Origin of the sequence: Nocardiopsis salina YIM 90010, assembly GCF_000341025.1 — a bacterium.
Lineage (GTDB): Bacteria > Actinomycetota > Actinomycetes > Streptosporangiales > Streptosporangiaceae > Nocardiopsis > Nocardiopsis salina.
The window spans coordinates 1-13,604 of record NZ_ANBF01000182.1 but is presented as its reverse complement, the minus strand read 5'-3'; the positions used below and the strand labels follow the sequence as shown (position 1 = coordinate 13,604).

Below are 13,604 nucleotides of genomic sequence, written 5' to 3'. Positions count from 1 at the left end.
ACCGCTTTCCTACTCAGGTCGGAACCATGGCCTCACGGACAGGAACCACAGCGCAGACAGGACGGGACGTAACAGTGCTCGCTGCATGGGGGGGGACGAGATCTGCGCGTGTTCGGCCATTTCATCGGGTCCCCGTTCCACGGGCGGTGTCAAGGACTCCGAGCGCCCGGTGCAGGGCCCGTTCCGCGCCCTCGCCCTCGGCGGCGAGCGCCCCGAGGTTGATTCGCACGCGACCGGTGCCGCGCTCGCCGAAGACCTCTCCCGGCATCACGCGCAGCGGGCCCTCGATCTCGAGGTTTTTCGCAGCGGAGGTCCCGGAGGAACCTGCGCGCAACCAGAGATACGGGCCGGCCTCAGGGCGAGGTACGGGCGGGGGCAGACGCTCCAGGACCTCGCTGAGTTGCGAACGGACCCGGTCGAGGATCACGTCGGACCTTTCCAACAAGTCGACCACCGCGAGTTGGGAATGGCTCGGCGGGGACATGCAGAACGACCAGTGCGCGGAGGTGACCGCATCGACCAGCTCAGTCGGGCCATGGACCCAACCCACACGCACACCTGCTGCCGCATAACGTTTGGATGCACTGTCGACGACCACTGTTCGATCCGCGATCTCCGTGGCCTGGGGAACGGCCCTTCCAGCAACGCCGCCCCACTCGAGTCCGGCATAGACCTGGTCGCTGATGACGAGCAGGTCGTGTTTGCGCGCGCTCGCGACCAGGAGCTCGACATCCTCGGGTGTGGCGACCCAACCCGTGGGGTTGCTGGGACTGTTCCACAACACCGCGTGTGCCTCAGCGGCCTTTGCCAGCGCCCGGGAGGACAAGCGCTCCCCGGGTCGGGGAGCGGGGTAGGGGAGTGCTCTGAGACCGAGCTTGCGCACCAGAGCCCGATATGGCGGGTATCCGGGGTCGGGAACCAGGACCGCCCCACCCCTGGGAACCAGAGCCGACAACGCCGAGGTCAGCGCCATGGAGGCCCCCGCCGTGACGGTCAGAGTGCGTGCAGGGCCGGCAGCCTGCGCACCGAGCCCGGAGAACAGAGCTTCCCGGAGCCGTGGATGTCCATCCGGGGGACAGTAGCGCGCTGCGGCCCGGACGGACCGAGCAAGCGCCTCCTCCAGTTCCGGATGCTCGGGGAGCACGACTTGGCCCAGCGCCGCGTCCACCGCCGGGGCAGCTCCGGCGGACGTGCCGACCACCGCCCACGAGTCCTGCGTCCCGCCGCGGTCTGTGGCACAGCGGATGTCATCGGCTCCCAGCGCTCGCGCCATGCGTTCCAGGTGTGCGACTCCCCGGAAGACATCCGCGGGCGCGCCCTCGAGGTCGATGACCACGTAGCGGCCTGCGAGAACGTCGCCGCGTTCGGAGCGCCCGTAGTCGGGCCCGCCCAGCAGTGCGAGCCCGTTGGCCAGGATACCGGGGGCACCGCCTCGGACAGCCGTCCCACGAAGGGTGAGAGCGTCGCTGCGGCGCACCAGGTCGCGGAGCCGGTCGGCGCCGTCGCCGTCCCACCCCACTGCGGCGAACATGGGCAGTGAGGTGGTGTCCACCACGCGCGTACCGTTGGGAAGGGGGTCGGTCCGGGCCCGTGCCCCTGCCTCCAGGATCAATTCGTGCACGCTGTTTCCTCATCACGTCTTATGGCCTCGGCCAGCTCCGCGATTCCGTCTTGGAGATCGACCTGTGGGGCGTAGCCCAGTTCACTGCGCGCGCGAGCCAGGTCCAGCGGCGGCAGGAACCGGGACGTGGGCGGCACGCCGATGCGAGCACCAGGCACGGCCCACCGCAGGAGCTCGGCCACTTCGTCAGCTCCGTGGACCCGGCCGGCACCAACGTTCAGGACGCGCCACGGCGACGTGCCCGTGTCCAGGGCCAAGAGGACAGCATGCGCGGCGTCGACGGCGTTCAGGTACTCGGTGCACCCCATGAAGGGAGGGAGGGTGACCTCCTGGCCCCTGATCGAGCGCCGGATGATGTTGGACAGCGCGGAGGAGAGCAGCGCACCCCCGCCACCCCCGTGCAGGCCGTACACTCCGGCGAACCGCAGCACGCTGACCGCGGGCCCACCGCTACGTGCGAACTGGCCTGCGAGAGTCTCGGCTGCGATTTTGCTCGCCCCGTACAGGGAGGTCGGCCGTCCCGCCGCGTCCTCCTGGATGGGGCCGTCGTCCGGATCGATTCTCGACCAGTCGTAGACCGCCAAGCTGCTGGCGAGAACCACATGCTCGACGGAGGATCGTCGGGCGCACTCCAGGACCGACACGGTCCCGGTCACGTTGACACCCACTGCCAGGGGAGGGGCTGTGTCGACCTTGCGCCCAATGATTCCCGCGGTGTGCACGACATGGTCGGGGGCCCATTCGGTGAACACGCTCAGGAGGGCAGCGGTGTCGGTCACGTCGCACCTCACGGAGTCGAGCTCCGTGTCGAGACCGCGCGCGTCGACCACAAGTACCTGGGCGCCCCGAGACCGTGCGGCGCGGGCCACCGCGGTACCCACGGTCCCACCACCCGTGACGAGCAGCTTCATCGGCTCGGGATCACCTCTTCGCGGTGCGCCCTGACCAGGATCAACTCGCTCAGGTTCGGCGTGCGGTCGAGCATGCGGGCCAAGCGACCGCCCTGATTGGAGCCGATGGTCTTGACCGGTGTGAAACCGGTCCTGTGGAGCAGCTCTTCGAGGGTCGCGCGGTTGAACACTCGGATATGGCCGCCGTGGCGGTCGCTCGGGCTGGCTCCCCACATCGGCAGAGCCGACCCGCGTAGGACCCTCCACCGGTTGCTGAGACTGTTCAGGTTGGGGCTGCTGACGACGAGCGTGCCGCCGGGCCGAAGCAGGCGCGCCAGATCGTGGAGGAAACCCTCCGTGTCGAAGAGGTGCTCGATTACCTCGCAGGCGTGCACTACGTCGAAGGAGCCGTCGGGCAGTGGGACCGGTTCTTCCAAGTCGTGTTCGACGACCTCGATGCCCCTCTGACGTGCCTGGGCGGCCATGGCCTCGTTGAGCTCGACACCCGTGACCCGGTGCCCGAGGCGTTGTAGGACCAAACCGATGTAGCCTCCTGCGCAGCCCACGTCGAGGATGTTCGACGGTGCCTCGGGGAGCGAATCGTGCAGGAAGTCCAATCGGCGGGGCAGTTGGAACAGCCCCCGCTGGGCGGCCGCGCTCAACGAGCCGCTCTCACCCCGGATGTGGTCGTTCTTCGCGGTCACGTCAACTCCTCGGTGTGGTGGTGGTTGGGCGCCCAACGCGCGAGAGCTCCAAACCGCAGGGGTCCACGGCGAGATGGGCACTGCCGGCGAAGACGTCCCTGTCGCCGACGGCATGCTTGTAGCCCGCCAGCTGTTCCGCGAACGCGGGCAACGCAGTATCGTGCGCCAACACGGTCGCCGCCGGGGCCATGTGGGGCAGGGCCGCGTGCAAGAGGGGAAGGTAGATGGCCTTCCGGGTGTGCGGGCAGTCGGCGTCGAGCAGAAGCAGGTCCCACTCGTCGCTGGGGAGGACATCACGGCCGTCACACGACTCGATGCATACTGGGGCGCGCCCTCCGAGGCGTGCGAAGTTCTGTTCGGCCCCCGCACAGGCATCCGGGTCGACATCTGCTCCCACCAGCCGGTCCGCTCCCCCCTCCAGCAGGGCCCGCCCGGCCAGCCACACCAGTGTGTTGCCGTAGTAGGAACCCACGACCAGGACCCGTCTCGCTCGGGTGCAGTCCCCGATCGCGAACATCAGTCGGGCCATCACCGGGGAGATCGAGGTCTGGGGTACGTGGAAGGCATCCCAAACGCGCGAGCGAAGGGTATGGAAAGCCCCCGCATCGAACTCTGAACCCGCCGGCAGCAGGCCGGCCCCAGCGAGCCTGTCCACCAGAGCGGTGACTGCCCTGTCGGCCTCGGCAATAGTCAGGCGCTTGGCATCGGCGGCGCTCATGGCGTCTCCACCGCTGTCCGGCCCGCCAACAGGCCCGCGTAGCCGCCGAAGCGGCGCAGGTCGCGGCGCAGGGCGGGTACGTCGGTGTGGTCTCTCGGGTTCCCGATGACCATCGAGTGCGGAGCCCACCACGCCCCTACAGCCGAGACCACTTGTCGCAGCTGGTCCTCTCCGGCATAGGCGGAGGAGGCGTTCATACCCACGATGAGCCCGGCCACTGTGGTGTCCCGCCACGGGGCGGGCCCCAAGAGGTCGAAGAGGTTCTTCACGGGTCCGGACAGCCCGTTCCAGTACGCGGGGGCGGAGATCACCGCGACGGAACATGCCTCCAGGTCCGAGGCGAGCCGGTCGAGATCGGCGCTGCCGTAGTCCTCGCCCGTGCGCCCGTCCCACCAGGGGAGCTCAACACGCCGGAGGTCGATCCACGTGCTCTCGTGCCCTGTGGCATCCACGCCCCTGGCGACTTCGCGCAGCATCTCACGAGCGGCCGAACGCTCCGTCGCCCCCGGAGCTGGTTTGCGACTGCCACAGATGAGTGCGACCTGCGTCATCGCTCTCCTTTCCGCTCCGGGAACCCCGAAGCATCGATCAGCAGACTCGGTGAACCAGCGTTGACCTTTCCCGGCCAGAACTCCAAGTCCTCACCCACGCCCACTACCGCCTCGAAGAGGTTCGGAAGTGACGAGATGGGCAGGGGGCCCGCCACGGGCTCCGCGGGCTCGCCACCCCTGATCCGCCGTCCACGGACTCCGATGGACGACACCGCGCTGCTCGGACCGAGCCGTGCGAGCCCGCTGACTTGCTCGATCAGGAGTCCCTGACCGGCCAGGGCGATCAGTTCCCGTCGCGACCGGCCGCTGGGAAGGACGTACAGATTGCTCGCGCCCGGACGGGGCAGAGCCCGATAGCTGCTCCGACGCGAGTGGCCCCGGCCCGGGGTGAGGGTCCGGACGCGTTCGCCGCCCAGCACGAGTTCCACTCGCCGTGCGGCGAGACCTTCGTCATCGACCGGGGCGCTCGCCAGTGCACCGTCGAGTGTCGCGTCGTCCACCACTGAGACCTCGGCCGATGCCACCCGCGCCCCGCGAGACGCGGACGCCTCGGGCCCGCCAACGGTGAGGGGGCCCGCCATCCGTCCCACCAAGGCGGACGCGGCCGGCGGGGTCAGGACGACGGGCATCCCTCCCCGGGGGAGGGCAGCCCGTGTGGACCGGGACACCGTTTCGGCCGCGTGGCGTGCTGCGCGCACGGGCTCCAGGTCGGCGGGATGGCGGGCCCAACAAGACCCTGTCGCGGAGACGTCCCCGTCCCGGACCTCCCCCAGAGGAAGTGCACTCCGCTGTGGTAACCGGTGCGGATCCCGGAGGAACCGGCTATGGCGACCACTCTCAGCGAGACGCCGTAGTGGCAACGGGGGACGTCGTGCCCACCGGGGGTGGACTGGGCAGCCTGGGCGAAACGGTCCAGGCTGTGCCATGCCTCGTCCATCGACCACGCTTGTACCCCCTCGACCCAGGACCGCGTGTCCAAGGGGGCCTTCGCTTCGGGCACGGGAAGAATCGGCCCCGAAGTCTCCAGTGGTTCGTTGAAGGAGCAGGACGCGAGAGCGCGCTCCACGAGGCCGACCGCATCCCGCCCTCCGGGCAGGGATCCGTAGGCGAAACCAACGGACCGTTCCCTCACGACCCGAACGCCTACTCCGCGCGTGCGCGATTCCTTCGCCGACAGGGTGCCGGAGCCGGATGAGCGCAGGCCCATGGTGTGCTCATCACACACATAGACCTCGACCTCCTCGGCGCCCGCGGCGGTGCCCCGCTCGGCCAGGTCTACCGCGAGGCGGTCCAGCGCCGTCGTGTCCGCCACTTCACCGGCCCCCGATCGAGGCCCCGGTGACCCTCAGGGTCGGTGACCCGGCGGAGACCATGGCCTTCTGGTTGTCCTTGGTGCACACGAGCGGGGTCACTTCCACGTCGTCACCGACCCGGTCGATACTGGCGAGCATCTTCGGGCCGTGACCCGTGATCCGCACACCCCGCAATGGTTCGCAGACGTGTCCGGCCCGGATGCGGTAGCCCTCGGTGACGTCGAAGGTCAGGAGGCCGGTAACGGGGTCGACCGCCCCGCGCCCGAACTCGCGGGCTAGAACGCCATCACAGGTTTGGCTCAGGATTTCGTCAGGATCATCCTCCCCAGGGCTCACCAACAGGTTGGTCATCCGCGGCGAGGGAAGGCCCCGGAAGGATGGTCGGCGCCCGTTGCCCGTGCCCTGCACCCCGGCACGGCGGGCAGAAGCGCGGTCGTGCAACCGGGAGACCAGGCGGCCCCGGTCGATCAGGACCGTACGCGTGGCGTCGGTTCCTTCATCGTCGAAGGACTCGGTGGCCCAACCGCCAGCGAGGGTGTGGTCGTCGGTCACGGTTACCGTCTGCGGTGCGACGAGGTGGCCCGCCAGCCCGTCGAACGGCGAGGTGCCGCCTGCTTCTCCCGCCTCCAGGGAATGGCCGCACGCCTCGTGGAGGAAGGCGCCTGCCGCGCCGCCCTGAAGGACCAGCGGTAGCTCACCCCCGGGACAATCACGGGCGTCGAGCAACCGCACCGCTTGGCGCGCTGCCTCCCGGGCCGCCGCCGCCGGATCCGTCTCAGCGGTGAAGCGTTCGAGCCCACCACCTTTCCCTGGCGCTCGGGCACCAGTTGCGGTCCGCCCGGTACGGTCGGCAGCCGCTACCCTGACGTGCATCCGGGTGCGGGCACGCTGCTCGCTGCGGCGAACGCCCTCGCTCGTGGCCACCTGGATTCGGTGCAAACTCTCGAACCAGGTGGTCCTCACGCTCTTGACGGTGTTCTCGGCCTCGCGAGCGCCCGTATCCGCGATGCGTAGCAATTCCAGACGCGGGCTCCAGTCGCAGATCCCCTCGTGTCCTGGCCATGACCTGTTGCGGGCAACCCGGGAGGCGATGCCCACCGACAGCGCATGCTCAGGGACGGCGGCCCCTGCCGTCTTCCCAGCCCGGTGGGCGGCCTCGCGCAAACCCTCGGCACTAAGGTCCTCGGTACTGCACGAACCGACCCGGGCACCACGAAGGACCCTGAAACCGACCCCGCACTGCCATCCGTTCGAAATGTCCTCGACCCGTCCATCGCCTACGACGGCCGATCGGGAATCGCGCTCTTCGACGAAGGCGTCGGCGTAGTCCGCGCCGGAGCGGCGGAGCTCGTCGAGCAACTCCATGAGCAGGTGGTGCGGCAGTACTTCGTCGGGAGACTGTGCTCGGAGCGATCTCATCGGGCTGCCGCCCCGGATGAGACTGCTGAAGCGGGCCCGGGCTCCGCGATCGCATCGTGGTTGCCGACCAGATACACGTTCAGGTTGATGTTCGGTGTGGGCTCCAGGTCGATGCCGGGGATGTAGGCGGGCAGCTTGGGTGCGGGCGGGGCCGGGGCGGGTTCGAGCTCGCCGTCGACCTCCGCCAGCGCGTGGTGCCCCGTCAGTCGCAGCCAGCGGCGAACTGCGCGGTCGAGGCGGGTCTTGCCCGAGCGCTGAGCGGCGGTGCAGAGCGCTGTGGCGTGCTGGATACAAGCGAGTGGGTCTCGCAGTTCCCATGCCTGCGACAGCCCTGCCCGCAGGTGTCCGACGGCCTCTTCGATAAGACCCAGGTCGAGGCAGACGTAGCCGACCGCGTAGCGGATGCGTTCGGCCTGAAATCGGTCGTGGCGGAGTGTGGCCAGGTGCAGGGCTTCACGCAGAGAAGGCAATGCCTCCTGGCGCCCGGCCTTCCATTCGAGGACTCCGACTCGGTACCGATAGATGGGTTCGAAGGCTCCGGCGTGGCCCGACTTGCCCAGGAACTGACCGAAGGCCCGGTGCCAGAAGCGGATCGCCTCGTCGAACTGGCCGAGCATCTCCAGGACGAACGCGGTGTTGGCCAGCAGGTTGTGGCGGAGGTACACGTGTCGGGGATCGCTTCCCCGGGTTGCGAGCTGAAAGGCAGCGACCTCCTGGCGCATCACCTCGTGCAGGCGCTCCTCACGTTCTTCCGGAGCGAGCCTCCGGGCCCGTAGGGAGGCCACGAGAGCCCGCCCGTTGAGCAGCCAAGCTCGCTCGAACCGGGCATCGGTCTCGTCCTCGGAGGCCTCCAGTTCCGCCAAGCCGAAGCGGTACTGTTCGTCGGCGGCGTCGAGGTCGTAGCGGCGCTTGGTGATGAGCAGGCCCGCGAGATAGTGCAGGTGAGCGCGCAGCTCCGGACGGTGTGCCTCGCGGAGAGCGGCTTGCAGGGACTCGACCCCGCTGTCGACCTCTCCGATGTTGGCGTCGCAGAGGCCGACCAGTCTCAGAAGGTCGGCCTTGGTGTCCCCGGGGCGAGCATCGCGCAGCGCGATCTCGGCGAGCATGTAGGCACGATCGTAATTGTGTTCGACGAGCGCCTCGGCCACCGTGTCCATGCGCCGGGCGTCTCCGTCTGGTAGGGCCGCGCCGCCGGCCACCGGCAGTATGAGCCCGGCGGGAGTGAGGCCGATGACCTTCGGCTTCCACTCCAATCGGAGCCGCTCGAACAGCCGCTGCCTCGACCTCGTCAAGCGATTCGCGGTCCCGGGCTCGGAGCCGATCTCCGCCGACGGCGCGAGCGGATCGCCACTGCACAGGCCGACCACTCGGAATCGGTCGTTTCGGTCGGCGAGCCACAGCAACCTATTGAGCACCCGCAGGGAGGGGCGGTCCACCAGGTCGAATTTCGGAACGACGATGGTGACAGCACGGTCACCGGCGAAGGCACGCAACGCCTTCGCAAGGAACATTGCCACCAGGTCGATCTTGATCGCGGATTGCAGCGACTCTCTGCTGATACGCCGCACGATCGCGTACGTGACAGCATGAGCATCCAGCGCGGAAGGGCGTGCTCCGCTTTCCCCGAGTAGGCCGGGGTCGAGGAAGCGGAGCCCCTCCCGGTCCTGATCGGTCAATTCCGTGTGCGCGGGAAGGGACTCGAGGAGTGTGCGCGACAAGCGCACCGCGACGTCGAAGGAGGGCAGTTCCGATACCTTTCCCGCTCCGTCCGCCACGACGACGAGCCTGTCCTGGGAGGAACGCGACGCAGAAAGAGCGGACGAACAGAGCTGATCACTGACCCCGGTGAACCAGACCGCTTCACGGACTACTTGGCGAGGTGTACGATGATCTGTACCGGAACCCAAGGGCTCACGGGAGCCGATGGCATTCTTTATCAGTTGCGCGTGCTCTGTTCCACTCATTGCGCCTGCTCCTCACTGGACTCCGGAACGAAGTTCCGGCTAGAAGGGCCCATGGGGTGGCTTGGGTCCACCCCATGGGCCTCAATTTTCGTTACCACGCGATAGCACGCTGCGCGGTCTCGACCTCGTCCTCGAGAGCCGACTCGTGGACGTCGGCCTCGGCGAGCAGGTCGTCAATGGCCACAACCAGGTCTTCAGGCAGAGCAGACATTTTCGCAATCACCTCCATTCTCATCTCGATCTCGAAATCTTGAGTTCGCACCCGCCGAAAGATCACCTGAGTGATAACCCGAACTCAATGAGTCCTTCATCGTGAGGTTTTCATTCGGCTCGTGAATGCGCCCTCAAGAAAAGATCCTCCCTTGCAGCTTGGGTGTCGTCAACTACTGGATAGAGATATGGCAACATCTTGCTATGCATGGCAATGCCGCTGAGGTAGCTCGATTATCGGCTGCAAACAGGGCTTTTGCGTGGGAGATCTGTGGGCGGCGGTCGGGGGTTGCGGCCGAGTCGGCCACGGACGTGACGCGTGAGAAAGATGGGATGGTTTCAGCATTCCAATGTCCGTGAATGCGTGTTTGAGAAGGGGTGGCGGTCCGGGTGCTTCGCTCACACCGTCCCGTCAGCTCGCGAGCATGGCCCGCATGGCGCTACGTCAACGGCCGCAAGCGCCTATGCGGGTTCGTGGGACGGCGGGTGTCCCCGGCCGAGAGGTTCGTGGCCACGGCGATGCATATTGTGCGTGAGGCTCCTGACCAGGTCGGGTTCGCGGACGCGTGCTGGCGTCCTGGTAAGAACGTCCGCGCTGCAGAATCTTGGAGCGGCGTCGTGAGCCTCACTCCAGTCCGCCCACACTCCCGGACCGACGGCGCGTAGGCTCTGGGGAGCAGGGCCCGGCCCCTGTCCGCCGCCCCGTACCGGCACCGACGCCCGGCCGGGGCAGAGCAGAGCGACACATGTCCCGCGGCCCCGGCCCGGGAGCCTTCTGGAGGAGCACGGTGAACGACGGCTGGTTCGAGCGGCGCACCCGGCAATGGACGGAGTGGACGCCGCAACGCCTGGTGGAGCTCAAGGGGGACACCGGAACCACCGTCAGCCTGGTCGTCCCCGCCCGCGACGAGGAGGCCACCGTCGGCCGCATCGTCTCGCGCGTGCGCGAGGAACTGGTCGAGCGGTTCCCCCTGCTCGACGAGATCGTGGTCATCGACTCCGACTCCACCGACGCCACCGCACGCGAGGCAGCCGCAGCCGGCGCCCGCGTGCACCGCACCGTTGACGTGCGCCCCGACCTGGGCCACCACCGCGGCAAGGGCGAGGCACTGTGGAAGGCGCAGTTCGTCACGTCCGGCGACGTCCTGGTCTTCCTCGACGCCGACCTGGTCGAGTGGGACACCCACTTCGTGTCCGGACTCCTGGGACCGCTGCTGGAGGAGCCCCGCGTCGATCTGGTCAAGGCCTTCTACGACCGGGTCCTGGACCGTGAGGACGCCCGCCCCACCCACGAGGGCGGCCGCGTCACCGAACTCGTCGCCCGCCCCACCATCGCGCTGCGCTGGCCGGAGCTGTCCGGCATCATCCAGCCGCTGTCGGGGGAGTGGGCGATCCGGCGCTCCCTGCTGCGCGAACTGCCCGTCCCGGTCGGCTACGGGGTCGAACTGGCCACCCTCGTGGACACCCACCTGAGCCGGGGCGTGGACGCGATCGCCCAGGTCGGCATGGGTCGCCGGGGACACCACCACCAGAGCCTGCACGGGCTCGGCACCATGGCCACCGAACTCCTCGCGGTCGCCGACCGCCGGGCGGGTGCGGGGCCGGGTACCGACACCGTGGAACTGCACCAGTACGGGACCGGGGGGAAGACGTTGACCACCGAGGTCGGGGTCGTGGAACGAGGACCGGCGAGCCGGGTGGGCCCGCCACCGGGCGAGTCCGGGACCGGGGCTGCTGGAAACGGGGCCTGCGTAGGCGCTGGGCTCGCCGGGGAGGTGGCCGGTCGGTGCTGAGACTGCGCGGGCGCGACTACGGGGCCGACAGCACGCTGGTCATGGCGATCGTCAACCGCACCACCGACTCCTTCTACGACAAGGGCGCGACCTGGGCCGACGGTCCCGCCCTCGAACGTGTGCGCAAGGTCGTGGACGAGGGCGCCGACCTCGTCGACATCGGCGGCATCAAAGCCGCGCCGGGCGAGGAGATCGGTGCCGACGAGGAGAAACGCCGCGTCGTGGACTTCGTCGCCGCGGTGCGCGCGGAGTTCCCCGACCTGATCATCAGCGTCGACACCTGGCGCGCCACCGTCGGGCAGGCGGTGTGCGAGGCCGGTGCTGACCTGCTCAACGACGCGTGGGGCGGCCACGACCCGGGGCTGGCGGAGGTCGCAGCGCAGCAGGGGGCGGCGCTGGTGTGCACCCACACCGGCGGCGTCACCCCGCGCACCCGTCCGCACCGGGTGGCCTACGACGACGTGGTGCGCGACGCGATCGAGTCCACCGTCGCCCAGGCCCAGCGCGCGGTGGCCCTGGGCGTGGACCCGGCCTCGGCCATCATCGACCCGGCGCATGATTTCGGCAAGAACACTTGGCACTCCCTGGAACTGACCCGCCGCCTGGACGAGATGGTCGCCACGGGGTGGCCGGTCCTGGTGTCGCTGTCCAACAAGGACTTCGTGGGGGAGAGCCTCGACCTGCCCGTGGGTGAACGCCTCACCGGGACCCTGGCGGCCACCGCGGTCTCGGCCTGGCACGGGGCGCAGGTCTACCGTGTCCACGAGGTCGCCGAGACCCGGCAGGTCCTGGACATGGTCGCGAGCATCCGCGGGGTGCGTCCCCCGGCCCGCACCGTCCGGGGCCTGGCCTGAGCCGCCCCGGCACCCGCCCGCGTCCACGGACCGCACCGCCTGGAAGGAAACACCGATGATCGTCGGCACCGCAGTGTGCCCGCACCCGCCGCTGCTGCTGCGGGAACTGACCGGCGGCCAGGACGTGGCGGCCCCCTTGCGCCAGGCCTGCCACGGCGCGCTGGCCGAGCTCACCGCGACCGACCCCGATCTCCTGATCGCGGTCGGGGGCGGTGACTCCACCGGTGAGCACACCGACGCGCCCGTGCCCGCGCGCGCCTACGGGGGAGACGGGCCGCGGGTGGCGCAGGCCGACGCGCTCCCGCTGAGCCTGGCGGCGGCACGGCGGCTCCTGGACGAGACCGGGAATGAACTGCCCGTGGAGCTGCACACCGTCGCCCACGACGCCGACGCCGGTGAGGTCGCGGGGCTGGCCGCGCGACTGGCCGGGCGCGGTGTACGCGTTGGGCTGCTGGTCATGGGCGACGGCAGCGCGCGCCGCGGAGTGAAGGCGCCAGGACACCTGGACGAGCGTTCCTTCGCCTTCGACGACACCGTGCACCGGGCCCTCGCGGAGGGCGACACCACGGCGCTGGCCGGGCTGGACACCGCACTGGCCGAAGAACTCATGGCCGCGGGCCGGGCGGCGTGGCAGGTCATGGCGGCCGCGGTCGAGCTCGAGGGGGCTCCGGTGCGTGCCGGGGTGCGCTACGCGGACGACCCGTTCGGGGTGCAGTACCTGGTGGGGGTGTGGACGTGCGAGTCCTCCTGAACGAAGGGGCTCCCGGTGTGGTGGGGGCCGACGGGCCGTTCCCCGGTGACCCGGTCGACGACGCGGCCCTGGAGCGCCTGTACTCCTACCCGGACACCTCCGCGCGCGCGTGGGTCCGGGCCAACATGGTCGCGACCCTGGACGGAGGCGCGGCCGGCAACGACGGGCGTACCGCCTCCATCAACACCGAGCCCGACAACCGGGTCTTCACGCTGCTGCGCGACCTGGCCGACGTGATCCTCGTGGGCGCCGGAACCGCACGGGTCGAGGGGTACCGGCGCGCGGCGCGCCGCAGCGGCGTCCTGGCCGAGCGGGCCCTGGCGGAGGGGCGCGGAGCCCATCCGGCGATCGCGGTGGTCAGTGAGAGCGGGGGTGTCCCGCCGATCCTGGCCGAGGAGGTGCCCGACCGTGGCGCCGTGTACCTGGTGACCTGCGAGGCCGCGGGGCCGGAAGCGCTGCAGCGGGCACGCGACGTGCTGGGCGCCGAGCGGGTGCTGATCGCCGGGCAGGACGAGGTGGACCTGCCGAGGGCGGTGCGGGTGCTGCACGAGCGGGGGCTGCGCCGGGTGCTCTGCGAGGGCGGCCCGCGGCTGCTGGCCGACGTGGCTGCTGCCGGTGTGCTCGACGAGCTCTGCCAGACCGTGGTTCCGCTGATGGCCGGCGGTCGAGCCCAGCGCATCACCGCCGGGACCCCCGCGGACCGGCACCTGTTCCCGCGGTTGGTGCTGGAGGCCGACGGCACGCTCCTGCACCGGTGGATCCGCGACGGGGTCTGAAGCCGACCGGGAGAGAGCCAGCGTAGCTGATGGTTATGAC

General features: G+C 69.6%; 13 protein-coding genes. 4 read left to right on the top strand and 9 right to left on the bottom strand.

Annotated elements, in window-relative coordinates:
- Window positions 1–121 precede the first annotated feature (121 nt).
- From D474_RS0120910 to D474_RS32390, 9 genes are all read right to left on the bottom strand, one after another.
- Window positions 122–1,621 (bottom strand): pyridoxal phosphate-dependent aminotransferase, encoded by a 1,500-nt coding sequence (locus D474_RS0120910; protein WP_017615446.1) that lies wholly within the window; start codon window positions 1,619–1,621, stop codon window positions 122–124.
- A complete protein-coding gene (locus D474_RS30575) occupies window positions 1,609–2,532 on the bottom strand; it encodes an NAD-dependent epimerase/dehydratase family protein (protein WP_017615445.1) in 924 nt (307 codons plus the stop codon). Before D474_RS30575 ends, D474_RS0120910 begins: the two co-directional genes overlap by 13 nt.
- Window positions 2,529–3,215 carry a class I SAM-dependent methyltransferase gene (locus D474_RS0120900; protein ID WP_017615444.1) on the bottom strand — a complete coding sequence of 229 codons (687 nt, stop codon included), beginning with the start codon at window positions 3,213–3,215 and terminating at the stop codon, window positions 2,529–2,531. The genes D474_RS30575 and D474_RS0120900 overlap by 4 nt, the downstream gene beginning before the upstream one ends.
- Before the next feature lies 1 nt (window position 3,216).
- Window positions 3,217–3,933 carry an O-methyltransferase gene (locus D474_RS0120895; protein WP_017615443.1) on the bottom strand — a complete coding sequence of 239 codons (717 nt, stop codon included), beginning with the start codon at window positions 3,931–3,933 and terminating at the stop codon, window positions 3,217–3,219.
- Entirely contained in the window at window positions 3,930–4,484 is a 555-nt protein-coding gene (locus D474_RS0120890) for an NADPH-dependent FMN reductase (RefSeq protein WP_083931893.1), read from the bottom strand. The genes D474_RS0120895 and D474_RS0120890 overlap by 4 nt, the downstream gene beginning before the upstream one ends.
- On the bottom strand, window positions 4,481–5,113 hold the full coding sequence (locus D474_RS32825) for a metallopeptidase TldD-related protein (protein WP_017615441.1): 633 nt from the start codon (window positions 5,111–5,113) through the stop codon (window positions 4,481–4,483). The genes D474_RS0120890 and D474_RS32825 overlap by 4 nt, the downstream gene beginning before the upstream one ends.
- The gene (locus D474_RS34335) at window positions 5,098–5,709 is read right to left on the bottom strand and encodes a PmbA/TldA family metallopeptidase (protein ID WP_394296541.1); all 612 of its coding nucleotides are present in this window, start codon (window positions 5,707–5,709) and stop codon (window positions 5,098–5,100) included. Before D474_RS34335 ends, D474_RS32825 begins: the two co-directional genes overlap by 16 nt.
- Before the next feature lie 88 nt (window positions 5,710–5,797).
- Entirely contained in the window at window positions 5,798–7,216 is a 1,419-nt protein-coding gene (locus D474_RS0120875; protein ID WP_161628697.1) for a TldD/PmbA family protein, read from the bottom strand.
- Window positions 7,213–8,991, bottom strand: coding sequence for a tetratricopeptide repeat protein (locus tag D474_RS32390; protein WP_017615439.1), 1,779 nt, complete (start codon window positions 8,989–8,991; stop codon window positions 7,213–7,215). The genes D474_RS0120875 and D474_RS32390 overlap by 4 nt, the downstream gene beginning before the upstream one ends.
- Window positions 8,992–10,178: 1,187 nt before the next feature.
- On the opposite strand from D474_RS32390, the gene D474_RS0120860 reads away from it, so the two are divergent.
- Genes D474_RS0120860 through D474_RS0120845 form a run of 4 tightly spaced genes read left to right on the top strand, consistent with a single transcriptional unit; the run spans window position 10,179 to window position 13,564 of the window.
- Window positions 10,179–11,183 (top strand): glucosyl-3-phosphoglycerate synthase, encoded by a 1,005-nt coding sequence (locus D474_RS0120860; protein ID WP_017615437.1) that lies wholly within the window; start codon window positions 10,179–10,181, stop codon window positions 11,181–11,183.
- Window positions 11,177–12,037 (top strand): dihydropteroate synthase, encoded by an 861-nt coding sequence (folP, locus tag D474_RS0120855; RefSeq protein WP_017615436.1) that lies wholly within the window; start codon window positions 11,177–11,179, stop codon window positions 12,035–12,037. The genes D474_RS0120860 and folP overlap by 7 nt, the downstream gene beginning before the upstream one ends.
- A gap of 55 nt (window positions 12,038–12,092) precedes the next feature.
- The gene (locus D474_RS0120850) at window positions 12,093–12,788 is read left to right on the top strand and encodes a class III extradiol ring-cleavage dioxygenase family protein (protein WP_017615435.1); all 696 of its coding nucleotides are present in this window, start codon (window positions 12,093–12,095) and stop codon (window positions 12,786–12,788) included.
- The gene (locus D474_RS0120845) at window positions 12,773–13,564 is read left to right on the top strand and encodes a pyrimidine reductase family protein (protein WP_026118668.1); all 792 of its coding nucleotides are present in this window, start codon (window positions 12,773–12,775) and stop codon (window positions 13,562–13,564) included. Before D474_RS0120850 ends, D474_RS0120845 begins: the two co-directional genes overlap by 16 nt.
- The last annotated feature ends 40 nt before the right edge of the window (window positions 13,565–13,604 follow it).